The organism is Niallia circulans, from assembly GCF_003726095.1.
Classification (GTDB): domain Bacteria; phylum Bacillota; class Bacilli; order Bacillales; family Cytobacillaceae; genus Niallia; species Niallia circulans_A.
This window is the reverse complement of record NZ_CP026031.1, coordinates 4697337-4723327: the sequence shown is the minus strand read 5'-3', so window position 1 is coordinate 4723327 and position 25991 is coordinate 4697337. Positions and strand designations below refer to the sequence as shown.

Below are 25991 nucleotides of genomic sequence, written 5' to 3'. Positions count from 1 at the left end.
TCTAGTCTCAGTGATTCTGTCATTTATGCAGAACGTGTATTTTCTAGTTCTTCGTCTCTTTTCTTGCTATTACGGAAGACAAAGAAGAATGCAGTCGCAATTCCTAAAACAAGAAGAATATCAACAATAATAGTGATAACAACCCATTTCGGTGTTTCCGCACTTAAATTTCCTTCAATAGCACTACTGTTAGCTGTGGTGTATAAAATATTGTGAGCAGCGTCTCTTAATGCCCATAATGTATCATTACTACTTGTATTAACTTCTGGTACACCCATTGGCGCAGCACCAGTTAGCATTAAGTCGTTCCCATTACGTACAGCAAGCTCAACATTCATGTATGGATATGTGTTAAGCCCACTACCATTCATATAGAAGTCTGTAATAACATGGCCATTGAAACCCCATTCTTTACGAAGAACTTCTTTAAGAAGACCATCATCTGCACCAGCCCACTTATTACCAACACTGTTAAACGAAGACATTACCGCCTTTGCACCGCCCTCTTTGACAGCGATTTCAAAAGGCTTTAAATAAATTTCCCGAATGGCTTGTTCATTACTCCATGTTAAAACACCAAGAGTACGGTTTGTTTCTTGATCATTTAATGCAAAGTGTTTAATGTATACATATCCACCTTCGCTTTGGTACCCTTTTGTTACAGCTGCAGCCATTTTACCCGAAAGAAGTCCATCTTCTGAATAATATTCAAAATTTCTTCCAGCGAATGCTGTACGGTGTACGTTTATTCCTGGTGCATACCAACCAGTAACACCGTACGCCTTTGCCTCAGCTCCAATATGTTCACCCATTGCTTTTGCAAGTTCAAGGTTCCAAGTAGATGCAATCATAATTTCTGCAGGAAAGGCCGTACCAGATTGTCCGTTAGCTGCCATATTCATATTGTTTATTGCAGCTGGCCCATCGTAATCTAAGGTTGCAGGTTTACCAACACTCTCTATTTCAAGCGTTCTATAACCGCCTAGTGTAGCAAGTTTAACTAGTTCATCAACAGTAAACTGATCGAGTAATTCGTTCCAGGACTTATCATTAAAATCGACACCAACAAAATCTTTTAACGTTTTGCCATTGTCAGCTCCCGTTGTCGGCGCTGCATCATGAGTATCACTAGGGACATCGTATCGAATACTATTTATCAATTTGACAAATTCCTTATCTACTATCTTTCCTTGTACTGTTTTCTTTTCACCCTCAGGTGTTGTAACAGTAAATTCCTTATTCTTATCCATTTTTGCAAGACCAGCAAAATTATCTGCTCTAGTAAGATAATTGGTAATACTTCCTTCACCTGTTACTTCGTCATCAAACTGATTAACAGCTACTTGCTTATCAGTTGAACGTCCTGAATCATACACCACTTCAGCAAGTTCCTTAGAACCAACATCAGCTATTTTGTCATGAGAGTTACTCATAAGCATGAGCTTATATTCGCCTGCCTCAAGAACGTATGAACCGGTTTTACTATACTCTTTGTTAGCATCGTAAGAAGCCATATCCTCTACCTTAAAAGTAAGTGTTACAGTTTCAGATTCTCCTGGTTTAATCACATCTGTTTTTTCAAATGCAATTAAATCGATTGACGACTTTTCAATCCTTCCAGTGTAAGGGGCTGAGAAGTATAATTGCACAACCTCTTTACCTTCTACTGAACCAGTGTTTGTTACATTAACATCCACTGTTACTTCTGTATCAGTCCAATTTAAACTATCTTGAACAACTTCTTGTTCAAAGTTTGAATAGCTTAATCCATAACCAAATGGATATTGGACTTTTTCATCATAATTAATAAAACCTAAATCTGCAGCAGTTTCATAAAAACGGTATCCAACATATATACCTTCTGAATAATCAACATATTTTAATAGAACATTACTTGAGTCCACAGCTTGCGAATATGAACCATCATTATTTTCGAATACATAATCAAAATCACCGAAATTTGCCATAGCAGGTGCATCGAGAAGATCTTTCGTATATAGATCCACTGTTCGACCAGATGGGTTAACTTCACCAGAAAGAACCCTTCCCAATGCATTAAATCCGTTTTGTCCTGGTCCTGCCACATTCAAGATACTTTTTATCTGACTATAATTTTCAACCCAACCAAGTTCAAATGTATTCGCACTGTTTACTACTAGGATCACGTTATCAAAATTTTCTGTAACAGCATCAATCATACCCTGTTCTCTATTGCTCAGTTCAAGGTAATGTTTGCTTGTATCTAGATCATCTTCATTACCAAATTTCTGACCAGTTGCACCAAATGCACCACCCTCAGGATCAAATGTGTCTGGACCATCCATACTACGTGGTAGGTCCGCTCCCTCTCCACCTGAACGTGCAAGGAAAATAATTGCGACATCTGAAAAGCCTTTCGCTTGTTGCATTAATTCATCTGTATAGAAATCAGATGGTTTTGGTTCTGGAATCGTCCAGTCTTGGCCATCCATACCTACAAGTGGTCTCTCTATACCTGTATCAACATAAGCTTTATATAATTCCTCATTGACTTTAAAACCGGCCCCTTCAAGACCATCCTTTGGTGTAACTGCTTTCGACGCATCTGATGCGCCTGATCCAGTACCACCGTAAATTGGATTAGTAAAACTCCATCCGAAAACGTTTACTTTTTCGCCCTCAGACAACGGTAAAGCGTTTTCATTATTTTGCAATAGAACAATACCTTCGTCTGCAATCTGCTCAACTACTATCTCTGAATTTTCACGGGCTTTAACTGCTTCTGCACTTTCTAAATCTATTGTAGAAAAGTACGCTGAGATAACATCCGAGAATTGAGCTAATGCAACGTTTGCAGCAACAATAATAATGATTAAGAAAGACAGAATTGAACTCCAAACAATCCGAAATTTTTTCTTGCTCATTTTCTTTTTCGCCATTTGGTTCCCCCCTAACTATATTTACAACAAAATATTACCATATTATTTTTCTGATAAATTTCATCTGCATAAACTGTTGTTATTTTTGCATGAACTGTAAATCTATTATGTGAATTCTGTAAATAAAAAATAGACTTAGATTTTACATATACTCAAAACCCAAGTCCTTGCATTACATTAGTTATTATTCAACTAGTTTAATATTGGCATAAATATCTTTAGTTCAAACCACTTACCCTTTTGATCCACACTAACCACACCATCATACTTTTGAACAGTGTATCGAATGCTTTTCAGACCATAGCCATGATTAAATGAATCCTTCTTAGTCGTTACTGGTAGTCCAGCTTCTAGTTTTAGATCTCCTTCAAAATAATTTTCAATACGAATCATAAGGAACTTCTTTTGAGTAAAGACAGAAACATGAATTAATCTTTTTTCAGCTTCTTTGATTTGTTGTACATGTTCTATTGCATTATCTAGCGCATTCCCAAAAATGGTGGTGATATCAACGACATCCATATCGTTCAGCAAGGTGCCATTAGCAACGCAGGTTAGAGTAATTCCATTCTTAATGCAATAGAGATTTTTGCTAGTAAGTACTGTATCCAAGACATGGTTACCCGTTTTGTTTTGTGCTTCGTAAAATTTAATATCATTCTCCATCTTCTCTAGAAATTCATTTCTCTTATCTACGTTTTCTTCAGCTCTAAGTGCTATAAGTTGATTTTTTAAATCGTGATATTTAAAATTAATCATTTCGATGCTTTCTTTTGATAGCTGATACTGAGCATATTGATTCTGTAAGATATCCTGTACCGCTTTTAACTCATGCCTTGTTCTTAAGTCGTTTATTTGAATATGGTATGCATATAAGATAGACAGTCCACCCAAGTCAACCAAGGTTCGAATATTAAGAATCTCTTTGGCATATTGTCCACTAAAGGGAGTCCTAGAGGTCACAAAGCTCAAATTGCTTATTGCAAACACGGCTATACCCGTCATTATTGTTGACCAAAATTCACGCTTCCTAATATTCAATCTACCTTCTGTAGGAATATGCCTTTTTTCTAACAAGCATAATGAAAGAAAAAGAAAAGCATATACAAACAATAGTAAAAGAAGCTCTAAAAATATATCACTGCTTTCAGCATTCCAGAAAAAGAACCGAACCTGCCATTCCAGAGATGCTACAAATTCTGCGGCAACAAACGCTCTTACACTAAAATATCCTGCTTCAATCATACTAATATCACAACACATATAAATCAGAAGAAACATCATTCCCATGGCGACAACCATACATGGTACCCAAAAGACAATCGGCAAGTCTTTGGTGATTACTAGAAAAACAGACTGAATGATGAGAGCACCACTTGAAAATGCCACCAATCTCCAGCCATATAGTTTCTTTGCCAATATCGATATATATACAAGACACGCAAGCCACTCCGCTAATGCTGTAAGTATTCTCGGGATATCCGGAAGAACATCATTCACTTTATCACCTCACCCCAATAATGGGATAAAGCTTCCATGAATGCTTTTCGTTTATTTCGGCTTACTAATAGTTCTTTCCCTTTCACGATTGCACAGTTATCATTCATTCCATCCACATGCTCTAAATTGATTAAGTAGCCCTTATGTGCACGAAAGAAGTGGAATTCAGATAATTGTTTTTCCAACTCTTTCATTGTACCGGTTGTCATAATTTCTTCTTTATTCATGGAAAAATTAAGCTTATGCCCGAAACTCTCCACATAATATATATCTGAAACCTTTAGACGCATAACCCCACCTTTGACCGCTATCGTAATAAAGCGCGACTCTCTTTTCTTCATTCTTTCAATCGCCCGATTCAGCCGTTCCGAGAACGCAAAATAAGAAATCGGTTTCAACACATAATCCAATGCATCCACTGAATATCCTTTAATCGCATACTGTGCCATATTGGTAATAAAGATAATAACAACCTCTGAATCCATTTTTCTAATTTCTTCTGCGGCAGCCATCCCGTCCATAAAACGCATTTGAATATCCATTAAAATAATGTCAAATTGAGCATGATAGTTTTCAACAATTTCATCTCCATCCGAAAAAGTCTCCATTTCTATATTTTCACCTTTCTCTTGTTCGAACCTTCTAATATACTCTATTAATTGCTCCTTATATTTAACATCATCCTCGACGATTGCAATACGTATCATTTCCTTAATTCCTTTCAATTTATTCCATTACCCTCTAAAAAAATTAGAGATTATTATCTCTCTTAAAACTTTGTATATAATTAAACTTTTAACATAACATTAAAGAAATAGAAAGAGGTTGACTAGACTTGGCAGATAGGAATTTTAAAGTAGTAATTTTAAATTAATAGAATAAGTAGACATCTAAAGTATTTTTAAAATTTTAAAAAACTCCCTCCAGAAGGAAAGGTTTACTATTCAATATTGATTACATCCACTATTATCTTTCTTAACAAGTAGCGACAGAACTTGAGGCATCTAGAGTATATGTGGCAACCTATGAGATGATGGTGATTATAACCACGGCCTCAGCCTCCTCAACAAGCAAGTTTTTCTGCTGATCTTCACCTCATGCTATTCACCTGGAGTTTCCACCTTCCGCTACAATCATAAAATCCAATTATCAACATTAGATTTTACCCCCCCCTTATTTATAGTCGCTTCATAATGCTCTTTACTAAGTCTTACTACTTTAAGTTCTTTAATTCTCTCATTCCATTTCAATGCTAGGCTCTGAATTCCAAAGAATTTTGTGAAAGTATGACTCCCAATGATAAGATTTATCCCTTTAAACTCTGCATATTGAATTGTATGGACTTCAGCATCATACCGATCTTTGCATTGCACCCCCCTGGAACTTTTGCTGAATAACGAAGGCGTTTAACCCCAACAAGCCCACCTTTTGAAAAATCATCCTTATATGGAAGCATCCACATCTCCATACGTCTGTTGAATTCCTGTATATCACTAAATTTGAATAGTCCTCAAAGTTACCAATTGTGCCCGATTTTAAATCCATACGAATGCACCACCCTTTCACCGTTGTTATAGAGAGATGATGGTAAAAAGGTGGCATCCGTTTGCATTTTTTGTGGGAAATTAGTGAATTAAAGAAAATCTCCTTTAAGCCTATCATTTATACTCCATTAGAAAAAGCACCTATATACAGCACCTTTAATTGTTTGCTATTATTTATGATATTTTTAGACAAAGTCTAAAAATATAAAAGCCTGTGAAATTTACGATGAAATTTCACAGGCTTTTTCATTTCAGAGGATTGTTTTATCACAACCTCTGCCTTAATAAAGAAACTAACTTTAATTCAAATATAGCTACTAAGCGTCCTTTTACTTCATGATTTTTCAGTTTTTCTATCCTTTTATCGGTTTTCTCACCAGTCTCTTAAACCTAACAACAGCCTATCTAAATGACTCTCACTCAGAAACATTTCACAGACTAAAAGCAATAAATCGTTTTTTACCCAATATATCCGATAATTCATGTTTCCTAATAGACATTTGTACAATTTTTTCAATATAGTTTAGGAAATATCAAGGGTTGCATCGTCTATTTTGGGATATTTCCTATCCATAGCACAACTAACCACATCTTCATCAATTGCGATTATAAAGGTTGTCTTTTTTACAGCTAAAAATAACTTTATTGCTTCCAGTGTGTCAATTATACGTTCAGAACTGAACCTATCTAAGTCATCTATAATGATGATAAGATTCTCTAAGTTAGAATTATTCATCATTTGCTCAAATTCCTCTTAAACAATCTAATATGAAGAACCACGTTTTCCTCTTCTGATTGTTCTTTGAGGAATTCTTTTGCCTTCATCATTCCTGCTAATGTTTCTTCATCCTTTTTTCATCTTTGGGTATAATTGATGGGTAGGAAGTTTAATGGTTAGTTACACCGCAAAACCATCTGCGCCACGCACTCAACATGCTAAGAATAATTATTATTGACAATATCCAATGACAGTAGTAATAATGTTTACCTTATAAAAAAATCTTCCTACAATAGGAAGATTTTTATTTTAATAGATATTAATATCAACTACTCATCTTCCAACATTTCTAGAACATTAAGTGTAGGAAGAATTAAATTTGGAACTCCCGACATAGAGGTTACGTGACTAATATAACTTCTAACATATGGGAATAGTATAGCTGTTCCATTTACTTTACATAGATTAATAAAGTCTACTCCTATCTCACCTTCTAAAGAAAAATCCCCTACTATTTCTATACTCATATAGAATGGATAGTTATTTTCTTTTGCATCTTTAAAAATCTCACACATTAATATTACCAATGCTTCATCTTGAGTTTTATTAATTTTAATATCTGAACTAAGTTGAAAATCCAATGTTACATTATCTGTAGGTTCAAAACTTTGATTAACTTCAAAGATTGATTTATTAATAACATAATTATTAAAAGTAAAACTACTAGGTACAATTTCTTTAGTCATAAATTAAGCTCCAATAGGTAGTTTAGTAGTATCTTCATCATTTATTTCTCTATTTACAATAGTAAAGAAGGAACTGTAGTTTTTACTATTCCCTTGTTGATACGATACTGTACCTAAAGAAAACCCCTTACTAATATTATCAAACTCACTTCTAATATAAGCACTATGAGCTACAGCTGTTCCTTCAAATTCATAACTAAATTCATTGTCAGGTAACTTAAATTCATTGTCTACCTTCTCCATAAACTCTAAACTACCTGTTTCTTCTAAATCCCTTAAAAGTTGCTCCTCGGTTGTATTGCTAAAGTAAGCATCCAACTGATTCATCAATTCTTCTTCGTTCCACATTATTTTATCACCTCTATGATAGTTAATAATCAGGATACAGTAGCAATTTCTTCACATGGTTCTACAATACAATTTTGATTTCTAACACATAATACTATCGCATTGTCTATTCTAGACCTTATTTTTAATTCAACATCAATGTCAGTTTGATAAAACTCTGATTTTCTGATGACATGTATTGGTCTATTTGAAAAAAACTTATTCCACATATTAAAGAAAACTCCATCAACAAATCCATCTTTAGGTGTGTACCCTGCCATTTTTAACATACCCTTAATTGCTCTATTCTTTAACTTATTCGTGGTAGCTACTGTTGGTGCATCAGTTAAATCCAATAATGTTTGAGGATTTACTCTGATTGTATTCTTTATTATTCGAGGGTGTTGCTTCATTCTCCTGCCCCAAACTTGAGCATGTTCCAAACCATCCATTGACTCGTCAAAAAAATATGTACCATTACCTAACCAATGAGAATGTCCCTCACTTATATGATAAACACCATTTTCAATGGTTGCTTCAATAACCTGTGCTTCATTACAATGATATCCAATAAACTCCCTCATTAATCCACCCTCAACAAAATAAATGTAATTTATTACAATTACCCTTTATACAAATATACACTTGCAAAAGCATTGTATGCAAGATAAATAGCATAGATAAGACTAATTTTATTCAAAAATATATCAAAATTATCTTAGGATTATATAATTATGCATAAATAAGATTCTAATAGATAATAGATAATAGATAATAGATAATGGATAAACCTTACAGTGGGGCACTGGGGAGAGAAGAGAAGTATTATGGTGTTATATTACCATTAATATTTTTCTCTACTATTTTGAACAATTCTTTATAAGCACTAGAAAGAGTTAATCCTTTTAAAGAAATAATTCCCCTCTCATTTTTCACTGTTTTCTTCAGATATAACATATAATATGTCCTTGCTAATCGCTCAGTATATTTATATTCTGAAACTGGCAGTATAACCCCTTGAGATATAAGCTCTTTTATGACATTGCTTACTGTTTGACGAGAAACTCCTGCAAGTTCCCCAATAGAATTCATGCCTGCAGAGAATACTCCCTCATCATGGTATATCTTTCCTATGAGAATTATGGCTAGCATGACCTTTCTGGTAGTTTTCCTTTCTTGTTTTGCTATGAAATTAATATCTCTCATACTAATTACTAATTGTCTTCCTCTCCTAGTATATAAGCCTTGATATTTCCCTTTTGCATAAACATAATTCACATGCCGTTCTACTTCTTTCCTTAAGAACTCAAGACTTATTTCATTAGTTTTCTTATTCTCCTTTTGTCTTTTAACCCAAGAACAAATATGCTGAATCGCCTCTTCACGAGAGACAGATTGTTCCTTAAAATAAAGAGCTAGAAGAAACTGTGCTTTATGCCGCTCCCCTTTTTTCCTTAATCCTTCTGTTAAATACTGTTCAGAAATCTTCTTAAGGCCTTGAGAATCATCAAAGTATAGTTTCATTTCTATAAAACTCTTTTTCACTTTATTATCATTCTCTTTCTGTAAAATTACCTTTTCAGTATGTCTACTATCATTTTTCCCCTGCCGATTATTATCAAAAACAATATCAATTGCCTTTTCAATAATTTTATAATTGGTAGGAACTATTTGTTTAAAGTAATTAAAACTATCTACCACTGGCTCAAACTTATCTTGTTTCATATAATAAGAAAATTGTTTTGTCTTTTTGTGAAATGCCAAGGGTAGCTTTACTGCTCTTCCATTTATATTTTCTGGTCGCAATTCTATTCCATTTCCTAATTCACCTAAATTACCTAATATTATTCTTCCAAAAAATGCAACTCTCTTTATTGGTAGTGGCTTATCAAAAAATATCTGAACATGGTACCCTTTACTACCACTAAACATAATATGTATATCCCGCCGATTTAATCCTGCCTTTTCCAACTCTGAAACAATTGCTAAGACTCGATATTTCTGTCCTTGTGCATCTCCTTCTACATCAATGTCAAAGACTAAAAATATTGTTGAGTTTCCTGCGTAGTATATTCCTATTGTTCTCTTCCCAGTTATATGTGACCGAATAATATTATCTGTTATTTTATGTTTTTTCTGCACCCAACCAACAAAACCGTCCTTCGTTTGATATTGTTCAATAAATGGTTCTCTGGTTCGAATTAAAATTTCATTCATTTTTTCTATAATAGTTCCTATATCATGTTGATGTAATTTTCTCATAGTTGTTATTCCTCCTAAAAAAACTGAAAACTTACCGATTTTTGTTTGTTAGGAAAAATTAAGAACCCTTCTACCTTCAACTCTAGAATGAAATAAAAATTTGCATAAAAAATGAGAGTTAGTAGAAAAAAGATGTTCCTTTGCAGGCTACTGCGGATTCTTAGGCAAAGCCTATCCGCAAACCTACAAGAACATCTACAAACTAACTCTCATCCATTAGAATAATATAGTATAGTAAAAACCAACTTATAGTTAATTTATGTACTTGCTTTATATTCTCCCGTATAACCACAAAATAATTCCATGACTTTACAAAAATCATATAAACCAGAATATCCCCTCATACGTTTACTTGTCTTTACAAAACCTACTATCATGTTCATACGTTGCTCATCGTTTAACTTCCATCCAATTCTTTTTAAATCTGTGAATGTCCAGAAGGTAATTGGTATTCCAGTATTTTCATTTTCTGTAAAATCAAAAACTGGTAATTTACTCTCTTTTACTTTCCTAATATCAAAAAGTCCATTTTCCATTAGAATCATTTTTGCTCTCCGACCTTTTGTAGATTTCTTAAAAATGAGTTAGCTATATTAACAAAAATTGTTTTCCCTTCAAGAGTTTCTATTCTTTCTACTTTTAAAGTCAAGTCAATCTCTGCATCAACTAAATCCCATGTTTTAACACCGTCTACTTTATTTCCGATTAATACCATTTTTTCATATCGTTTACTATCTAAAAGAGTGTATAGATTCACCTTTCCTTTCTCTTCTATCCTAGCAAGTATATATCTCTGTTGAATTGAAAATTTCATCAAATCCCCTCCTATAGAAAAAGAAATTTTATAGATTATAAGCTATTTTTTTTCTTTGTCAAATAAATTCAGAACATTTTATAGTAACAAATTCATTTTAAAAAATCTGAGTTTTATTGATATTTTTTTGTTCTTTAAAATTTTTTTGTATTTTAAAAAAAAAAAAACGATTTTCGACCAAAAATGTTTTTAAAAAATGTACTCTATGCTTGTCGACAATATCCATTACATTGTGCACATGTAACACACTATAACAAGCAACAGGAGTGTCTAAATGGTTATAAAGCGGTTCTTTGAAGCAGACGATTCAAAAAGTCTAGATGAGTTATTCAATGACTTATTAAAATGCAATATTGACATTATCATTAAGAATACTTACGATTCAGATAAGGTAAACATTGCTACTACTGCTTATGAAAGGAAGGAAATCTGACATGAGTTTAGTAGTAGGAAATAATAATAAAAGAATTGCGATTTATGTAAGAGTAAGTACCAAGCATTTTGCCCAAGGAGAAAGTGTTGATAACCAAATCTCTTACTTTAAAAACTATGTTGATAATTTAGGAGGACAGTTAGTAGAAGTTTATGTAGATAACGGTATCTCTGGTACAAGTTTAAAAAAAAGAACTGAACTAAGAAGACTGATGAAAGATGCAGAGAAACAGATGTTCGATGTTGTTTATGTAAAATCAATATCACGATGGGCACGGGATACAGTTGATTCCTTAAACCTTATCAGAAAACTAAGAAGTCTTAATATTAGGTTAAGGTCAATTACAGAAAATTATGATTCGTTCACTGACCAGAATGAATTTTTCTTGACAATACATTCTGCTGTTGCTCAGCAAGAAAGCGAACTTACATCTGCAAGAATAAAGTTCAGCACCGCAGAAACTGCTAGAAAAGGAAAACATCATGGTACTCCACCATATGGTTATAACAAGGTTAATGGAAGACTGGTACCTAGTCCTTTACACTCAATAACTGTACAAGAGATATTTAAGCTTTACCTGTATGAAGGTTGGGGGGTCCAAAAGATTGCTAATTATTTGACGTCGAATAATGTTCCTACTCCCCGTAGAGTATTGAATGCAAAGAATGCTGGGGATAAATGGCACGACTCTGCTGTTCGTATAATACTGACTAATCCTCATTATGTCGGTGATTTAGTCCAAGGACGGGAAACTACTTCTAATGATAAAGTTTTTCTTCAAAAACGGGGTTATAAAAGCCGAATTCGACATAGTAAAGAGAATCACATAGTCGTAAAAAATACCCATAGCGCTTTAATAAGTCACAGTGAATTTGAAGAAGTTCAATCCAAATTAACTATGAGGGCAGAAAGAATTTTCCGCGGTAGAGGAAATAAGTCTATATTCGCTAGATTAGCGTTCTGTGCCGATTGTGGTGCTGGTATGATTTATAAAAAGGACAGAAAGAGTTATGTTTGTGGTACTTATCAAAAAAATGGTAGTAAGAAATGTGGTTCACATAAGATTCAGCACGAATCACTTAAAGAGGCAGTCTTAACAGACGTCCATGAATTGGCAAGTCCGACAATTGATATGCAACCTTTACTTGAAATAGCATTAAGCAGGTTTAATAAACAGGCTAGTTCATTTAAAGAGGAACTTAGTCAAGTTAACCGTGAACTAACTAATATCCAAAGTGAACTGACTCAGCTCACTCGAAAATTGGCAAAAGGTCTTATTCCAAATGACTTATTTCAATTGGCTAATGAAGATATTATGAAAGAGAAAAAAATTTTGGAAAGTAGGGCAAGTGAGTTAGTTAGATTACTTTCTTCAGAAGAAGACAGTGTACATCATTTGAGCACCTTCCAAAAACAGTTAAAAAAATTTGTTGAATTACAAATCTCTGACGAAGAAGTTCTTCGACAAATGTTGCACAATTTAATAAAGAGAATTGAGATTTTTGCTGATGGTACAATTAGTATTCACTATAGATTTAAGAACCCAATATAAGGAAGGCTTAGAAGCCTCCCTTATATTATTTTTTTAATGTCATCAATAATACGCTCTCAACATGCGCAGTATGCGGAAACATATCAACCGGCTGCAAATACTCCACCTTATAATCTTTAGACAAATAATCAATATCCTTTGCTAAGGTAGATGGATTACATGAGACATACACAAATTTCTTCGGTTTAACCTTTTTAATCGCGTCTAATAATTTTCGATCACAGCCAGTTCTCGGCGGGTCAACGACAACCACATCTGGGCGCCAGCCTTCTTCTACCCATTTCGGCAGCCAGTGTTCTGCTGTGCCTGTTACATAGGTTGCGTTTTCGATACCGTGTCTATCTGCGTTTTTTTGTGCATCTGTAATCGCAGCTTCGATTGTATCCATGCCGCGGACTTCACTTGCGCCGTCTGCTAGCCATAAGCCAATAGTTCCGACCCCACAATAAGCATCCGCTATTTTTTCTTTTCCTGTTAACGCTGCTGCTTTTTTTACTTCATCGTACAGCTTTACTGTTTGAACAGGGTTCAATTGGAAAAAGGCACGGGCTGACAATTCGAAGTTTAAATCACCTAGTGTTTCTTGAATGACTTCTTCCCCACTTAAATGGATGGTTTTTTCGCCAAAAATAAGAGACGTTTTGTTGCCGTTGATGTTTTGCACTAAAGATTTTACTTCTGGTAATCTTTTTTGAATTTCAGCCATTACTAATTTTTTTCTTGGCATTTCTTTTTGTGTTGTGATCAATACCACTTGTACTTCTCCAGATTCAAAGCCAGCGCGTGTTACAATCGTGCGGACGATCCCTTTTTGTTTCCGTTCATCATAGATTGGCACTTGGAATTCTTCTAAGATTTTGCGGACTTCTTCTGATACTTTATTCGTTAACGGATGCTGTACCATACAATTCTGAATGGGGATTAAGCGATGGGAATCTAGTCCATATAGCCCTGCAATCACAGCACCATTTTTTTGCTGTCCCACTTGGAATTGACTTTTATTACGATAATTCCATGGATCTTCCATGCCGATTGTTGGGCGAATATCCAATTTATCGATTTTTAGCTTTGTATGTCTTTCTAATGATTGAATGACAATATCTCTTTTTTCCTGCAATTGCTGATCATAGGCTAAATGCTGAAGCTGACATCCTCCACATTGTTCATAAAAAGGACATGGTGCTTGTACGCGAAAAGGCGAGGCCTTTCTTATCTTCTTTACCTTTCCTTCTGAAAACTTGGGCTGAACCTTTGTTGCTTCTACTACCACTTCTTCTCCGGGAAGAGCACCTGGCACAAATACAACCTGCCTTTTAAAATAGCCGACTCCTTCTCCGTTGATCCCTAAACGTTTTATTGTCAATGGGAAGGTTTGTCCTACTTTCAGCTTCGCCATCGTATTTTGTTGTTTATCTTTCATCTATAATTACTCCTATTATCTTCTATTAAAAGGGTACTACTAGCTTTCCTCATTATGTCTTCTTCCTATACTAAAGCTTCTTTGGGGAAATATCCAGTTTCTCTTATTCCCAGAAGCTGAAAAAGATTTCCAGCTAATAAAAACTATAATTCCTCAGGTAAATAGCTTAATGACAAGTGAAGCAACTATTGCAAAAATATTGTAATAGTTGCTTTTTTAACGAAAACTCCTGAGGCAGCTATAAAATAATTACTGTCAACCATCCCTTAAGGTATTGACATGTAGATAATTCTAAGCTATTCTAAATAACGCAAGTAATTACTTACATTCATTTTTGGAAGTTGGATGGGATATGGAAAAAATAAATAGTACATCAGATCGAATCATTCAAGCGTTTATTGAGCTATTTCGTGATTATGGATATAAAGGAACAACGACCCGCGCCATTGCCGAAAAAGCAGGAGTAAATGAAGTAACAATTTTCCGCCATTTTGGAAATAAAAAGGGGATTATGGAAGCAGCTATTCAATCAGTATCCTATCACCCTATGTTAGAAAAAGTTATTAATGAACAAATGGTTTGGGATCTTGAACAAGATTTGTGGGTAATCGCAGAGGGCTACCTTACGTATATGGAAAAAGTTAAAGATTTAATTATGATTGGTATGAGAGAAGCGCAAATGTTTCCCGAACTTAATGAAACGATTGTTAACATTCCAAAGCAATTAAAAGAAATGATGGTATTATACTTTAATGAGATGAATAGAAGAGGCAAGATAGTGGATACAGATATTGATTTTCAAGCGATGAATTTTATCTGGCTGAATTTCGGCTACTTTCTTTCAAAATCTCGCTTTGGTGACAGTGTCATTTCAAGTTCAAAAAAGGATTTTATAAAACACAGTGTTTATCTTTTTGCTAGGGGATTAACACCCTAGTAATTTTTTTTACTACAAATGCAAGCATGTACTTGCTTTAAAAAGGGGAATTTAAATGAAAACATTAAAACAATTTTTTAAACATCCTGAAACTATTATTGGTATTTCCACTGCGGTTGCATTCCTATTAATTTTCTTCTGTGTATGGATGACAGCATATGATGGCGTTAATAATCGGATCGACAAACTGAAAATTGGCTTAGTTAATGAAGACCAACAAATAGGTTCCATGATTGAAAAAAAAGTAGTGAAAAATGTACCATTTGAAGTGAAAATGTACCAATCGATTGATTCTGCAAAAAAAGATATGAATCAATCAAAACTAGATATGGTAATGCATATCCCTGCAATCTTCTCTAGTCGACTACAAGAAAATGGGAAACCGGAAATTAACTATTTCATTAACCAAGCAAACGCTACTTTGGCAAAACAAATAATGGATGGAGCAGCAAAGAATATTACTCAATCCATTAATGAAAATGTTTATAATTATAAACAACAACTTATTCTGTCAAACTTACAGGAACAATTAGGAAAAAACATACCATCAAATGAGCTCGCACAAGAATTTTCAAAGGGAATTTCTCAAGCTTTGGAATCTTTAAACATCCAATCTGTCCAAACAACTGTAGAAAAGACGAATAATGTTGATGGATTTGCTCCTACTATGGTGCCGATGATGATGGTACTTGCTTCATATGTAGGCTCTATGATTATGAGCCTTAATATGAATATTGTTTCATCAAAAATAAAAAGCAATTATAATAAATGGTCGATATTCTTAGTAAGACAAATCATTAATATAGGTGCATCCATTCTTTTATCTGGCATCACATTATTATTGTTTGCTATATTTAATATTGAATTACACATATCTATAATGGAGTCAGGAATATTTCAAATTTTTGTCTATTTTTCTTTCTTAAGCTTGACACAGATGTTTGTTATTTTATTTGGACCAGGTGGCATGTTATTTAACATCCTTGCCCTTTCATTGCAGCTTGTTACTTCAGGAGTAATTATTCCAAAAGCGATGTTATCCAGCTTCTATCAGACGATTGGTTCCTATTTACCGGCAACATATGCCTCAAATGGCTATTATTCATTGATTTTTGGAGGAAAGAGTTTAACAACTGAGATGATGGCTCTGCTAATCGTATCAGCTGTAACCCTTTTTGTAGCATTGTTTAGAATTGCTTTACTAAAAAAAAGCGTTTCTACAAATAGTGTCGTGAGTCAATAAGACTGTTTTACAAACTAGGTATTCAAAACAGCATTAGCACTGAAAAAGCTTCCTAAAATATCCCCCTTTCCAGCTAATAAAAACTACATTCCTTAGGTATATGGAACTGAAATTCATTACATGATTTAGCATTGGCTTAATAGTAGATTAATAATCCTTTTCTATACTAAGGTAGTACGAAAAATTACTTTGTTGAGGTGATTCTTTTGAATTTCAAGAAGTTAACATTGGGAATGATGACTGCTTTACTTTTTACAGGAATGTTAGTTGGCTGCTCTGACCAAAAAGATGACCAAAAGGAAGATACCAAAACAGAAACACCAGCAGAGAACGAAACAAAAGAATAAGAACATGAATATAGAAATAAGAAAGAGGCTGATCCCGATGTTCAGCCTTTTTTCTTATATGCATTTTCAAAAAAAGCAGATTATTCTTCTTCTGAACTTGCTTTATTTTTCAGAGCAAAATAATCTTTTAACATCACCTGATTTTCTGCTATATCTGCTAGTGTATACTGGTCCAATACTTTAAAAAACTGTTCCAATGCATTATTTAGAACATGCTTTAATGAACATACCGGCGTAATGACACAGGCATTTTTATCCTCAAAACATTCTACCAAATAGAAGTTTTCCTCTGTTTGGCGGATAAGTGCGCCAATATTGATTTCTGCTGGATCCATCGCTAAACGAAAACCACCGCTTCTCCCTCTGATTGTTTCTATATAGCCTAATTTTCCGAGATTGAAAATAATCTTCATCAAGTGATTTTTCGATATATTATAAACTTCGGATATTTCTTTGATATTTGTCAGTTTTGGTGTTTCTTTTGTTGCCAAGTAGATTAATACTCTTAGAGAGTAGTCAGAATAGTTAGTTAACCGCATAACCCTATCTCCTTTTGCTATTTTTACGGTTCTAATAGTGAAAATGTGAACATTTTGTTAAACATGTTAAAAACAGTGAAAAAGATGTATTTGAAATATTGCTTTTATCCAGACAGACTTTTATCATTAAAGATGTATTTAAAATATTACTTTAAAAGAAGGTTATAAAAATGCTATCACAAAAAACAATTGACATTATTAAATCTACTGTACCAGTATTACAAGTACATGGTACACAAATAACTACTGTTTTCTACAAAAATATGTTTGCTGCACACCCTGAACTGCTGAATATTTTTAATCATGCTAATCAAGCACGAGGACGCCAGCAAACCGCTCTTGCTAATACCGTATTAGCAGCAGCACAAAATATTGATCAGCTTGAGACTATTATACCAGTTGTAAAGCAAATCGCCCACAAACACCGCAGTTTAATGGTGAAAGCCGAGCACTATCCAATCGTCGGGGAATTTCTTTTAAAAGCGATTAAAGAAGTTCTTGGAGATGCTGCTACTGATGAAATTATCCAAGCATGGGCTGATGCTTATGGTGTCATTGCCCAAGTATTTATTGATATTGAAAAAGAAATGTATGAAGAAAGTGCTTCTAAAAATGGCGGCTGGGCTGATTATAAAGAATTTAAAGTGATGAAGAAGATAAAAGAAAGTGATGTTATTACGTCCTTTTATTTAGCTCCAGCTGACGGCAGTTCATTGCCAGCCTATGAAGCTGGTCAATACATTACCATCCGCTTATCCATTCCCGGGGAAAAATTCTTATTTAACCGTCAGTACAGCCTATCATGTGCCAGCAATAAAGAATATTTCCGTATTTCCGTTAAAAAGGAAGCGTCAGTAGAAAATCCGGACGGCAAAGTTTCTAATTATCTTCATAGCGATATTGATGTTGATGATCTAATAGAAGTTACCGTTCCAGCTGGTGACTTCACCCTTTTAAAAGAAGAAAGCCCGATTGTTTTTATTAGTGGTGGTGTTGGTATCACCCCATTTATGAGCATGGTAGGAACTATTGCAAAAGAGCAGCCAGATCGCGAGGTACAATTTATTCATTCTGCAAGAAGTGGTTCCGTTCAAGCATTCAAAGAGGAATTAATCCAACTGAAAGAAAAAATTGCGAATTTCAACCTTTCCTATATATACGAAAATCCTTCTGAAGAAGATAAGCTAAATCCTTTCTTCCAAAAAGCTGGCTATATTGATGCTGACTGGCTAAAAGAGAATGCCATCACAGCAGATGGACATTACTATGTCTGCGGCCCAGTTCCATTTTTACAAGCAGTGATAACAGGGTTAAAAGCAAATGGGGTTGATGATAGTCAGATTCATTATGAATTCTTTGGTCCTTCTATGAAGTTATAAGAAAGAAAAAAGCCATTTGTCCGCTGACAACTGGCTTTTTTTCTATTAATGGATATCCCGTTTCTTAAAGTTACCGCCTTTTACTTCTGATACATCATAAATAGCGACAAATGCTGTCGGATCTAATTCATGAATAATTTCTTTCATTTTTCTTTCTTCCATGCGACTGACTACACATGTAATTTCTTTAAATGGTTCATTCGAGTATCCACCTTCTGCAAGTGTATAAGTGGCACTACGACCTAGGCGGTCACGAATGGTTTCAACCATTATTTCCGGCTCATCTGTAATAATTTTAAACGTTTTGGATCCACTTAACCCTTCTTCTACAATGTGGATTACTTTAGAGGCAATGAAGTATGCAATCGCGGATAAAATAGCTCCTTGGAGACCAAATACGGTAGATACGAAAATAAATACAAACAAGTTTAAAAATAAGATTAAGTCACTTGTTCCGAATGGTAACTTTCTTGAAAGTAATACAGCTAACATATCGATTCCATCTAATGCTCCACCATTACGCAAGGCTAAACCCATTCCAAAACCAATGATAATCCCACCAACAACCGTTATTAGAAGTGTATCTCCTTCAATGATGGTCGGGACATGGTGCATTAAGCTTGTACTAATTGCTAAGGAGAGTATACCGATAACCGAATATATAGCAAAACTTTTTCCTATCTGTTTATATCCTAAAAATATAAAGGGAATATTTAATATCCCAATCAAAATTCCAAGGGGAAATCCCATTAACTGAGAACCAACGATACTTAAACCAGTAACCCCTCCATCGGAGACTGCATTGGGAATAAGCACTGCTTCCAGTCCATATCCCGTGATAATTCCTCCAATAATAACTAATAATGCTCTTGAAGCCTTAAGAAGCTTCTTTTGTTTTTTCTGTGTCTTTTTCTCCATTTACTTTCCTCGTTTCAAACTATTTAAATAATCAACTTATTTATATTTTACCATAGTTAATTGTTAACAACTAAAGATAAGGCTAAAGAGCTACTCAATGCTTCTCCATAGGTAAAGGGATGCATAGCTTAAATATGGATGCCATTCCGGGAGCAACGCCTCCATTTCTTCTTTTGTCGGCTTCTTATCCAATTGTAAAAGCTTTTTCAACGCATTTTGAATCCCTATATCCGCAATGGGAAAAAGATTATTCCTTCCTAATCCAAATAACAATAGATTCTGAATCGTCCATTGCCCGATTCCTCGATAGCGGATTAATTCTTTCATAATTTCGTCATCAGACTTTTTTTCTAAACTAGCGAGATCTAAATTACCTTTTATTATTTCATTGGAAAGATCGATAATATACTCTGCTTTTCTTGTACTAAATTGCAGCTCACGCAATTCTTGGACGGTAAGCTTTGCTACTGTTTCTGGTGCTGGGTAAAACCAGACACCATCTTTTTGAAAACCATATGTAGTCACAAAACGCTGGGTTAAGGTGAAGGCAAACTTTAGGTTTAGCTGCTGATGGATTATACACTTTACTAAACTGTTGTAAGGATGAAAATCTAATACAATCGGTGTTCCATAATGCTCCTCAAAGAGCGGCTTTAATTTGGTTGCTTGAAAATGTTCATGAATGGCGAGCAAGGATTCATCCCACCGGAAAATTCTGCGGATTTCTTTATAAATGAGGTCATGCAAAGAGGAATCTATTTCCTCCCATTCTAAGCGAAATGTTGGTTTTTCCGTTATTCCAGTTGCTTGTATCTTCACCACGATTGGTTTGTTATCGATACGAAGTGGTACTTTGACCCATCTTGCTTCTTTATCCAGTACATGTAGTGGATCTAAGGCTAATCTGCTCAATACGAGATCAAAATTATAAGGTCCTTCAATTTTAATGGTATGCAAGGTGATCACCTGTTTTTTTCTTGTATTATAGCATGAAAAAGCCCAATCAAGAGAAGAAAATCTCTAATTGGGCATGCTTACCATTCTTAATGCATGATCCCTTCATCCATTTCTTTCTTCAGTGTTAAATCGTCTAAGCTTTTAAAAGTATAGCCTCTTTTTTTCAAATCTTTAATTGCTTGTTCCAGCGCTTCTGCGTTATCTTTTGAAACAGTATGAAGTAATAAAATACAGCCAGGATGAACTTGTTTCATTATATTATCATAGCTATACTTCCAGCCCTTTTGCTGATCGGTCTTCCAATCTACAAAGGCTAATGACCAGAACACTTGTGTATATCCTAACTCTTGAGCAAGCTTTAATGTTCTCTCACTAAAAACACCACGCGGGGGACGTAAATAAGTCATTCCCTTTTTCCCTGTTAGTACTTCCGTTTCTTTCACAACGGAATCAAGCTCCTGCTTTAACTTTTCATCACTAACTTGGGTAAAATCTGGATGATGGTAGGAATGGTTTCCAATAATATGGCCTTCCGCAGCCATTCTTTTAACAAGATCTGGAGCACTTTTTAAATAATGACCAGTAATGAAAAACGTTGCAGGTACCTTTTCTTTTTTTAGAACATCAAGAATTTTCCCTGTATACCCATTTTCATAGCCATTATCAAAGGTTAGATAAAGCACCTTATCTTCACTTGTATCTTTATAATAAGCACCATACTTTTCTAGTAAAGCATCTAACTCTGGTCCTGCTTCTGCTGGTTGTTCATTTGCTGCCTTTTTGAATCCCCAGCTTTGTGGTTTATTGGATACACTCGCTACAGCAGGAAGGGCAAATAAACAAAAAGCAGAAAAACAAATAAACGCTTTGATTGCTAATTTCAATGTAATTCCTCCTTTACCGTTCATTCCTTTTGTTATTTTCTGTACACTGGAGGAATTCATTCTTGGTAATAACAAGCAAAGAAAAAAACGGCTAATCTTTTAGCCGTTCTCACCAAATTTATTTGTATACACGATCTTTAAATTGCGCTAATTTTTCTAAAGAGGACATTTCAATATCTTGATGAAGAGAATTACCATGTGCATCCATTGTCACCACGGCTTTAAATCCCTCTACTTTTAAATGCCACATCGCTTCAGGAATTCCAAACTGCATTAGGTCTACACCTTCTACCGATTTAATGCAATCTGCGTAATATTGGGCCGCTCCGCCAATGGCATTTAAGTACACACCGCCATGCTCTTCCAATGCCTTTAATGTTTTAGCACCCATACCGCCTTTTCCAATCACTGCGCGAATGCCAAATTTTTTCATGATATCCCCTTGGTAAGGCTCTTCCCGAATACTTGTTGTCGGTCCAGCAGCCTTCACATGCCAATTTCCATCTTCATCTTTGAGCATAACTGGCCCACAATGATAAATAATTTGTCCATTTAAATCAATTGGAGCCTCATTTGTACTTAAATATTTATGGATCGCATCTCGCCCTGTATACATCATTCCATTAATTTGGACAACATCTCCGACTTTTAATTGGCGGATTTCCTCTTCACTAATTGGTGCTTGAAGAGTAATAACTTCCTCTGCTGCCGCTACTTCATTGTCTTCCGTTTCTGCTTTGAAATCAATTTTATCTCCTTCTTGATATTGCCATTCCTTAATTTCCCCTGTATCAGGGTTTACGGAGATAGCCAAACGACGGAATGCCCAACAATTGTAAGCAACAGATACAAAGAAGCTAGCCGGAATACGGTTCATCACGCCAATTTTACAGCCTAACAGCGTTGTTTCCCCGCCAAATCCCATTGTACCAATTCCTAGTTTATTCGCATTCTCCATGATATACGCTTCTAGCGCCGCTAATTCTGGAATATCATTTGTATCGTCGACAGAGCGGAATAGCTGCTCTTTCGCTAAATCATATCCTGCAGAACGGTCTCCACCGATACCGACTCCAATGAAACCTGCACTACAGCCTTGCCCTTGTGCTTGATATACAGAATGAAGAATACATTTGCGAATTCCGTCTAAATCACGCCCAGCACGGCCAAGCCCTTCTAATTCACATGGAAGACTGTATTGAATATTTTTATTTTCACAGCCTCCGCCTTTTAAAATTAAACGAATATCGATATAATCCTTTTCCCACTGTTCAAACTTTATGACAGGTGTCCCTGCCCCTAAATTATTCCCGCTATTTTCGCCTGTAAGTGAATCAACGGAGTTTGGTCTGAGCTTCCCATTTTTCGTTGCAAGCTCCATTGCTTCATAAATAGCTGCTTTTATATCCAGCTGATTGACAGCAATAGGTGTTTTTATTTTAAATGTTGGCAGCCCTGTATCTTGGCAAATAGGCGAGACTTCCTTATCCGCCATCCCAATATTTTGCGTAATGGTCGCTAAACTCATCGCCGAACGAGTCCCAGCATTTTCTGATGCAGTAGCTTTCGCAATTGCACGGCGCACATCTTTTGGAAGATTGGTCGATGTTTCTACAATTAAATCGTAAATACTCTTCTTCAGATTTTCAAAATACATGCTTCTCCCCCTCATTTGAAAAGCGCAAGGCATACCTTGCACATTTTTTGTTACATACAAATACTCCCTATAAAAAATTATACTCTTCTCTTCGGCGATAGAGAAGTGATTTGCAATCGTTTACAGAAATATTCCCCCAAAAAAACAAAAAAAGCCTGGATGATTTTCTCCATCCAAGCAGTATAATCCTATAAATCTCTATGTTTAAACTCATTACATTTCGATTCTATTTCATCTATCATTTCAATTAAGCGATCAATATCCTCTAGTTCAGCTTCTTCTGGATCAATTGCATCTAGCACATCCATAAACATATTTAATCTTGTTTTTAGAAAAGTAACTTGCTCATTTTTATCTGTAATTGAACTACCCAATGTATTCTCTCCTTTCAAAACTACTTCTTAATCGTAACGAATTTTTCTTCTTTCGGCAACCTTCGTCTTTTTAGCTTTGCACAGGTATTATTTTTTTACACATTCATAGCGGAAAAAGAAAGAAACATCCAGTCAAAGATGCTCCTTTCTGTTTATTTATTGAAACTTTCCTTCCCTAACCCTGTTGCTATATAATCGATAATTCTATCCATCACTTTAGGAAAAAGCTCTGTTCCTATTTCATCTTTATGCAATCTTATCATCATAATCGCTTGGATAACTCCTACCGTTAATTCGGGATTCTCTTTAGGTAAGACTCCACGGTCCATGAGAGTTTTAATAGCGTTGATTCCTCTTTGAGTATGTATCCGCGAGAACTCTTCCATCTGTTCCGGAAGTTTTCTTGTAAGTCTTTCATGTTCATCACTCTGAAAAACGCGCTGAAGAAAAGGATTTTCCTCAACAAATGTAAAAGATGTATGAAAAAATGAAGTAAGCAATTCTTTTGAAGAGAGATCTTCACGAAATAATTCAGCAAGAACTGTCTCACGTACTTCTTCTTCATTTTTTAGAATTTCAAAATAAAGCTCCTCTTTAGATTGAAAGAACTTATAGAAAGAGCCCTTAGCAATCCCACATGCCTGCACAATATCATCAATAGTTGTTTTTGCCAGTCCATACTGTATAAAAATTTCTCTTCCTTTTTCCATAAGGGAACGATGAATATGCTCTTTTTCTTGTTTTGTAAATTTAGGCATGACAAATCTCCTTTTAATATTTTATGACTTTTTATAGACATTTAGTCACATAATGTTTATACTTATCTTAATCTCTTTGTAAATAAAAGTAAATAAGTAATAGCATATTTTTAAATCTATATGACTATAAGACCTTTTTTGTTCATATAAAGAGATGGCAATGGAGGGGAAATTCATTGTTAGATCCATTCCCCCTCTTTCAATATTGAATATAAAGATGGAGAGATGATAATGAAGACCTTAGAAAAAGCATTTGAATTTGAAAAATTATATAATTTTCGTGATATTGGCGGTATGACAACCAGTGACGGGCGCAAAATGAAAGCTGGTGTTTTATTTCGTTCAGAAGAGTTATCTAAGTTATCCAACAAAGATTTGGAAACCTTCGATAAATTGAATATAAAAGCCATTTGTGATTTAAGAACACCTAATGAACAAAAATCAAAGGTAAGTCGTATCCCGACCGGAAAAAGAATTCAATTATTAAATGTATCCATCCATGATAAAAGCCGAGAATTTACCCGTCTTGAATTCTTTAAATTTCTAGTTAGCAAGTCAAATACCATTGATTTTGAAAAGATCATGAAAGAAATGTATGAACATATGGCCTTTGGCTGTCATAAGGAAATTCGCGAAATTCTTATCTTTCTTTCAAACCAGCAAAATATTCCTGCCCTGATTCATTGCACAGGAGGAAAAGACCGAACTGGCTTTATATCAGCAATTATTCAATTACTTGTGGGTGTCCCATATGAGGCGGTTATAAACGAGTATCTAGTATCAAATCAGTTAATAGCTGCTCGTATGAAGAAAGTCGAAAACTTTATTAGATGGATGAGTTTGTTTCAAGTATCACCAGAACGATTAAAGCCCATGCTAGAGGTTCAACGTGATTACTTAGAAGACGTATATAGTAAAATCATCGAGGAGTACGGAAACATAGAAACATATCTTCTGGTGGCTTGTAATATTCCTCAAAGCAATTTAGACAAGCTCAAACAATTATTAATTGAATAGAAAGTTATGATCTTTAATATAGGGGCATTACATGTGAAGATGGGTTTAGAGATAATTTAATTGGTGATTTGGCTTAACTTTCTACCCAGCAAGTTTATTAAAAAGAAGACAACGCTACATAAAAAGAGCATCTTCTAAGACTTAAGATGCTCTTTTTCTCTACATTATTGTAGGACTGTCCCCTTTTCCTTTACCTCCATATCTTCTCTAACAGCAGGAAGCTGGGTTCCTTCTTTCATTTCTGATGATTCAATTATTTGATCTTTCGTTGTAGCTATCCTGTTCGTAATTTGATTATATTGTCTCTTTGTTTGAAAGTAGAGTTGTTTGAAATCCTCTGTAATTTCTTTTAAGTCCTTGGAACGCTCACGCACAGTGGATTGAATCTGCTTGTACAATCTCTGGGTATCATTCGTAATAGCTTTCATGGCATCAGAGGAACGATGGAATCTTTCCTTCCAATCCTTTTTAAATTCATCTGGGTTATCTTTATAACTCTGAACAATACGAGTGCTTCCATCTTTTATATTCTCGAATTTCTGCATCGTTCTTTTCCTTGTAGCTGGATCAATTAGAGAAACTGTGACACCAATGACACTTCCAATTACTAAGCCTGTTACAATTTTATTTCCTTGATTTGCTGCATTAGACATATCATTCATCTCCCTTCTTCTCGTTAAAGATTCTTTTCCCGCCTACGCAATATTTAAACAAAAACGTTTGACAGATAGGATTTTTCCTTTAATA

27 protein-coding genes are annotated in these 25991 nt (G+C 34.8%); 7 read left to right on the top strand and 20 right to left on the bottom strand.

Annotation, left to right across the window (positions count from 1 at the left end; all coding sequences use genetic code 11):
• Positions 1–23: 23 nt before the first annotated feature.
• From C2I06_RS22580 to C2I06_RS22525, 11 genes are all read right to left on the bottom strand, one after another.
• Positions 24–2918: a glycoside hydrolase family 3 protein gene (locus C2I06_RS22580; protein WP_123258904.1), complete on the bottom strand. Its 2895-nt coding sequence runs from the start codon at positions 2916–2918 to the stop codon at positions 24–26.
• A 192-nt stretch (positions 2919–3110) separates the two neighbouring features.
• Positions 3111–4418 carry an ATP-binding protein gene (locus tag C2I06_RS22575; RefSeq protein ID WP_123258903.1) on the bottom strand — a complete coding sequence of 436 codons (1308 nt, stop codon included), beginning with the start codon at positions 4416–4418 and terminating at the stop codon, positions 3111–3113.
• A complete protein-coding gene (locus C2I06_RS22570; RefSeq protein WP_123259201.1) occupies positions 4415–5125 on the bottom strand; it encodes a LytR/AlgR family response regulator transcription factor in 711 nt (236 codons plus the stop codon). Before C2I06_RS22570 ends, C2I06_RS22575 begins: the two co-directional genes overlap by 4 nt.
• 599 nt (positions 5126–5724) lie before the next feature.
• Positions 5725–5874 (bottom strand): hypothetical protein, encoded by a 150-nt coding sequence (locus C2I06_RS25235; protein ID WP_164463763.1) that lies wholly within the window; start codon positions 5872–5874, stop codon positions 5725–5727.
• A gap of 611 nt (positions 5875–6485) precedes the next feature.
• Complete coding sequence (locus tag C2I06_RS22555; RefSeq protein WP_123258901.1) at positions 6486–6701, bottom strand: P-loop NTPase fold protein; 216 nt, start codon at positions 6699–6701, stop codon at positions 6486–6488.
• A gap of 308 nt (positions 6702–7009) precedes the next feature.
• Positions 7010–7426, bottom strand: a complete 417-nt coding sequence (locus C2I06_RS22550) for a protein-export chaperone SecB (protein WP_123258900.1) — start codon at positions 7424–7426, stop codon at positions 7010–7012.
• 3 nt (positions 7427–7429) lie between these two features.
• Positions 7430–7774, bottom strand: coding sequence for a hypothetical protein (locus C2I06_RS22545; RefSeq protein WP_123258899.1), 345 nt, complete (start codon positions 7772–7774; stop codon positions 7430–7432).
• Positions 7775–7803: 29 nt separating this feature from the next.
• Entirely contained in the window at positions 7804–8337 is a 534-nt protein-coding gene (locus C2I06_RS22540; protein ID WP_123258898.1) for a hypothetical protein, read from the bottom strand.
• Positions 8338–8578: 241 nt separating this feature from the next.
• On the bottom strand, positions 8579–10015 hold the full coding sequence (locus tag C2I06_RS22535) for a TOTE conflict system archaeo-eukaryotic primase domain-containing protein (protein WP_123258897.1): 1437 nt from the start codon (positions 10013–10015) through the stop codon (positions 8579–8581).
• A 257-nt stretch (positions 10016–10272) separates the two neighbouring features.
• Positions 10273–10560: a hypothetical protein gene (locus C2I06_RS22530; protein ID WP_123258896.1), complete on the bottom strand. Its 288-nt coding sequence runs from the start codon at positions 10558–10560 to the stop codon at positions 10273–10275.
• Positions 10557–10829: a hypothetical protein gene (locus C2I06_RS22525; protein ID WP_123258895.1), complete on the bottom strand. Its 273-nt coding sequence runs from the start codon at positions 10827–10829 to the stop codon at positions 10557–10559. The genes C2I06_RS22530 and C2I06_RS22525 overlap by 4 nt, the downstream gene beginning before the upstream one ends.
• A gap of 274 nt (positions 10830–11103) precedes the next feature.
• On the opposite strand from C2I06_RS22525, the gene C2I06_RS25230 reads away from it, so the two are divergent.
• Complete coding sequence (locus tag C2I06_RS25230; RefSeq protein ID WP_164463762.1) at positions 11104–11262, top strand: hypothetical protein; 159 nt, start codon at positions 11104–11106, stop codon at positions 11260–11262.
• A gap of 1 nt (position 11263) precedes the next feature.
• Positions 11264–12814, top strand: a complete 1551-nt coding sequence (locus C2I06_RS22520) for a recombinase family protein (protein ID WP_164463761.1) — start codon at positions 11264–11266, stop codon at positions 12812–12814.
• Between the two features lie 25 nt (positions 12815–12839).
• Here C2I06_RS22520 and rlmD read toward each other — a convergent pair whose 3' ends face one another.
• Positions 12840–14234 (bottom strand): 23S rRNA (uracil(1939)-C(5))-methyltransferase RlmD, encoded by a 1395-nt coding sequence (gene rlmD, locus C2I06_RS22515; RefSeq protein WP_123258893.1) that lies wholly within the window; start codon positions 14232–14234, stop codon positions 12840–12842.
• Positions 14235–14586: 352 nt separating this feature from the next.
• On the opposite strand from rlmD, the gene C2I06_RS22510 reads away from it, so the two are divergent.
• From C2I06_RS22510 to C2I06_RS25225, 3 genes are all read left to right on the top strand, one after another.
• Positions 14587–15171 (top strand): TetR/AcrR family transcriptional regulator, encoded by a 585-nt coding sequence (locus C2I06_RS22510; RefSeq protein ID WP_095330750.1) that lies wholly within the window; start codon positions 14587–14589, stop codon positions 15169–15171.
• Between the two features lie 55 nt (positions 15172–15226).
• Complete coding sequence (locus tag C2I06_RS22505) at positions 15227–16414, top strand: YhgE/Pip domain-containing protein (RefSeq protein WP_095330748.1); 1188 nt, start codon at positions 15227–15229, stop codon at positions 16412–16414.
• A gap of 206 nt (positions 16415–16620) precedes the next feature.
• Positions 16621–16761, top strand: coding sequence for a hypothetical protein (locus tag C2I06_RS25225; protein ID WP_163184888.1), 141 nt, complete (start codon positions 16621–16623; stop codon positions 16759–16761).
• 80 nt (positions 16762–16841) lie between these two features.
• Here C2I06_RS25225 and C2I06_RS22500 read toward each other — a convergent pair whose 3' ends face one another.
• Positions 16842–17300, bottom strand: coding sequence for an RrF2 family transcriptional regulator (locus C2I06_RS22500; protein WP_095330746.1), 459 nt, complete (start codon positions 17298–17300; stop codon positions 16842–16844).
• A gap of 170 nt (positions 17301–17470) precedes the next feature.
• Between C2I06_RS22500 and hmpA the strand changes: the two genes are divergently transcribed.
• Positions 17471–18679: an NO-inducible flavohemoprotein gene (gene hmpA, locus C2I06_RS22495; RefSeq protein ID WP_095330744.1), complete on the top strand. Its 1209-nt coding sequence runs from the start codon at positions 17471–17473 to the stop codon at positions 18677–18679.
• Between the two features lie 45 nt (positions 18680–18724).
• Here the strand turns inward: hmpA and C2I06_RS22490 are convergent, their stop codons facing one another.
• The 6 genes from C2I06_RS22490 to C2I06_RS22465 all read right to left on the bottom strand — a co-directional run bounded on the left by C2I06_RS22490 (position 18725) and on the right by C2I06_RS22465 (position 24227).
• The gene (locus C2I06_RS22490; RefSeq protein WP_095330742.1) at positions 18725–19597 is read right to left on the bottom strand and encodes a YitT family protein; all 873 of its coding nucleotides are present in this window, start codon (positions 19595–19597) and stop codon (positions 18725–18727) included.
• Positions 19598–19687: 90 nt separating this feature from the next.
• Entirely contained in the window at positions 19688–20554 is an 867-nt protein-coding gene (locus C2I06_RS22485; protein WP_370999748.1) for a DNA-3-methyladenine glycosylase family protein, read from the bottom strand.
• Positions 20555–20640: 86 nt separating this feature from the next.
• Positions 20641–21462 (bottom strand): delta-lactam-biosynthetic de-N-acetylase, encoded by an 822-nt coding sequence (pdaA, locus tag C2I06_RS22480; protein WP_123259199.1) that lies wholly within the window; start codon positions 21460–21462, stop codon positions 20641–20643.
• 94 nt (positions 21463–21556) lie between these two features.
• A complete protein-coding gene (locus C2I06_RS22475; protein ID WP_123258892.1) occupies positions 21557–23095 on the bottom strand; it encodes a fumarate hydratase in 1539 nt (512 codons plus the stop codon).
• 188 nt (positions 23096–23283) lie between these two features.
• Positions 23284–23469, bottom strand: coding sequence for an SE1561 family protein (locus tag C2I06_RS22470; protein WP_047941711.1), 186 nt, complete (start codon positions 23467–23469; stop codon positions 23284–23286).
• A gap of 152 nt (positions 23470–23621) precedes the next feature.
• Entirely contained in the window at positions 23622–24227 is a 606-nt protein-coding gene (locus C2I06_RS22465; protein ID WP_123258891.1) for a TetR/AcrR family transcriptional regulator, read from the bottom strand.
• Between the two features lie 231 nt (positions 24228–24458).
• On the opposite strand from C2I06_RS22465, the gene C2I06_RS22460 reads away from it, so the two are divergent.
• A complete protein-coding gene (locus C2I06_RS22460) occupies positions 24459–25244 on the top strand; it encodes a tyrosine-protein phosphatase (protein WP_095330736.1) in 786 nt (261 codons plus the stop codon).
• 164 nt (positions 25245–25408) lie between these two features.
• On the opposite strand, the gene C2I06_RS22455 is transcribed toward C2I06_RS22460, so the two are convergent.
• A complete protein-coding gene (locus tag C2I06_RS22455) occupies positions 25409–25897 on the bottom strand; it encodes a YtxH domain-containing protein (protein ID WP_095330734.1) in 489 nt (162 codons plus the stop codon).
• Positions 25898–25991: the final 94 nt, after the last annotated feature.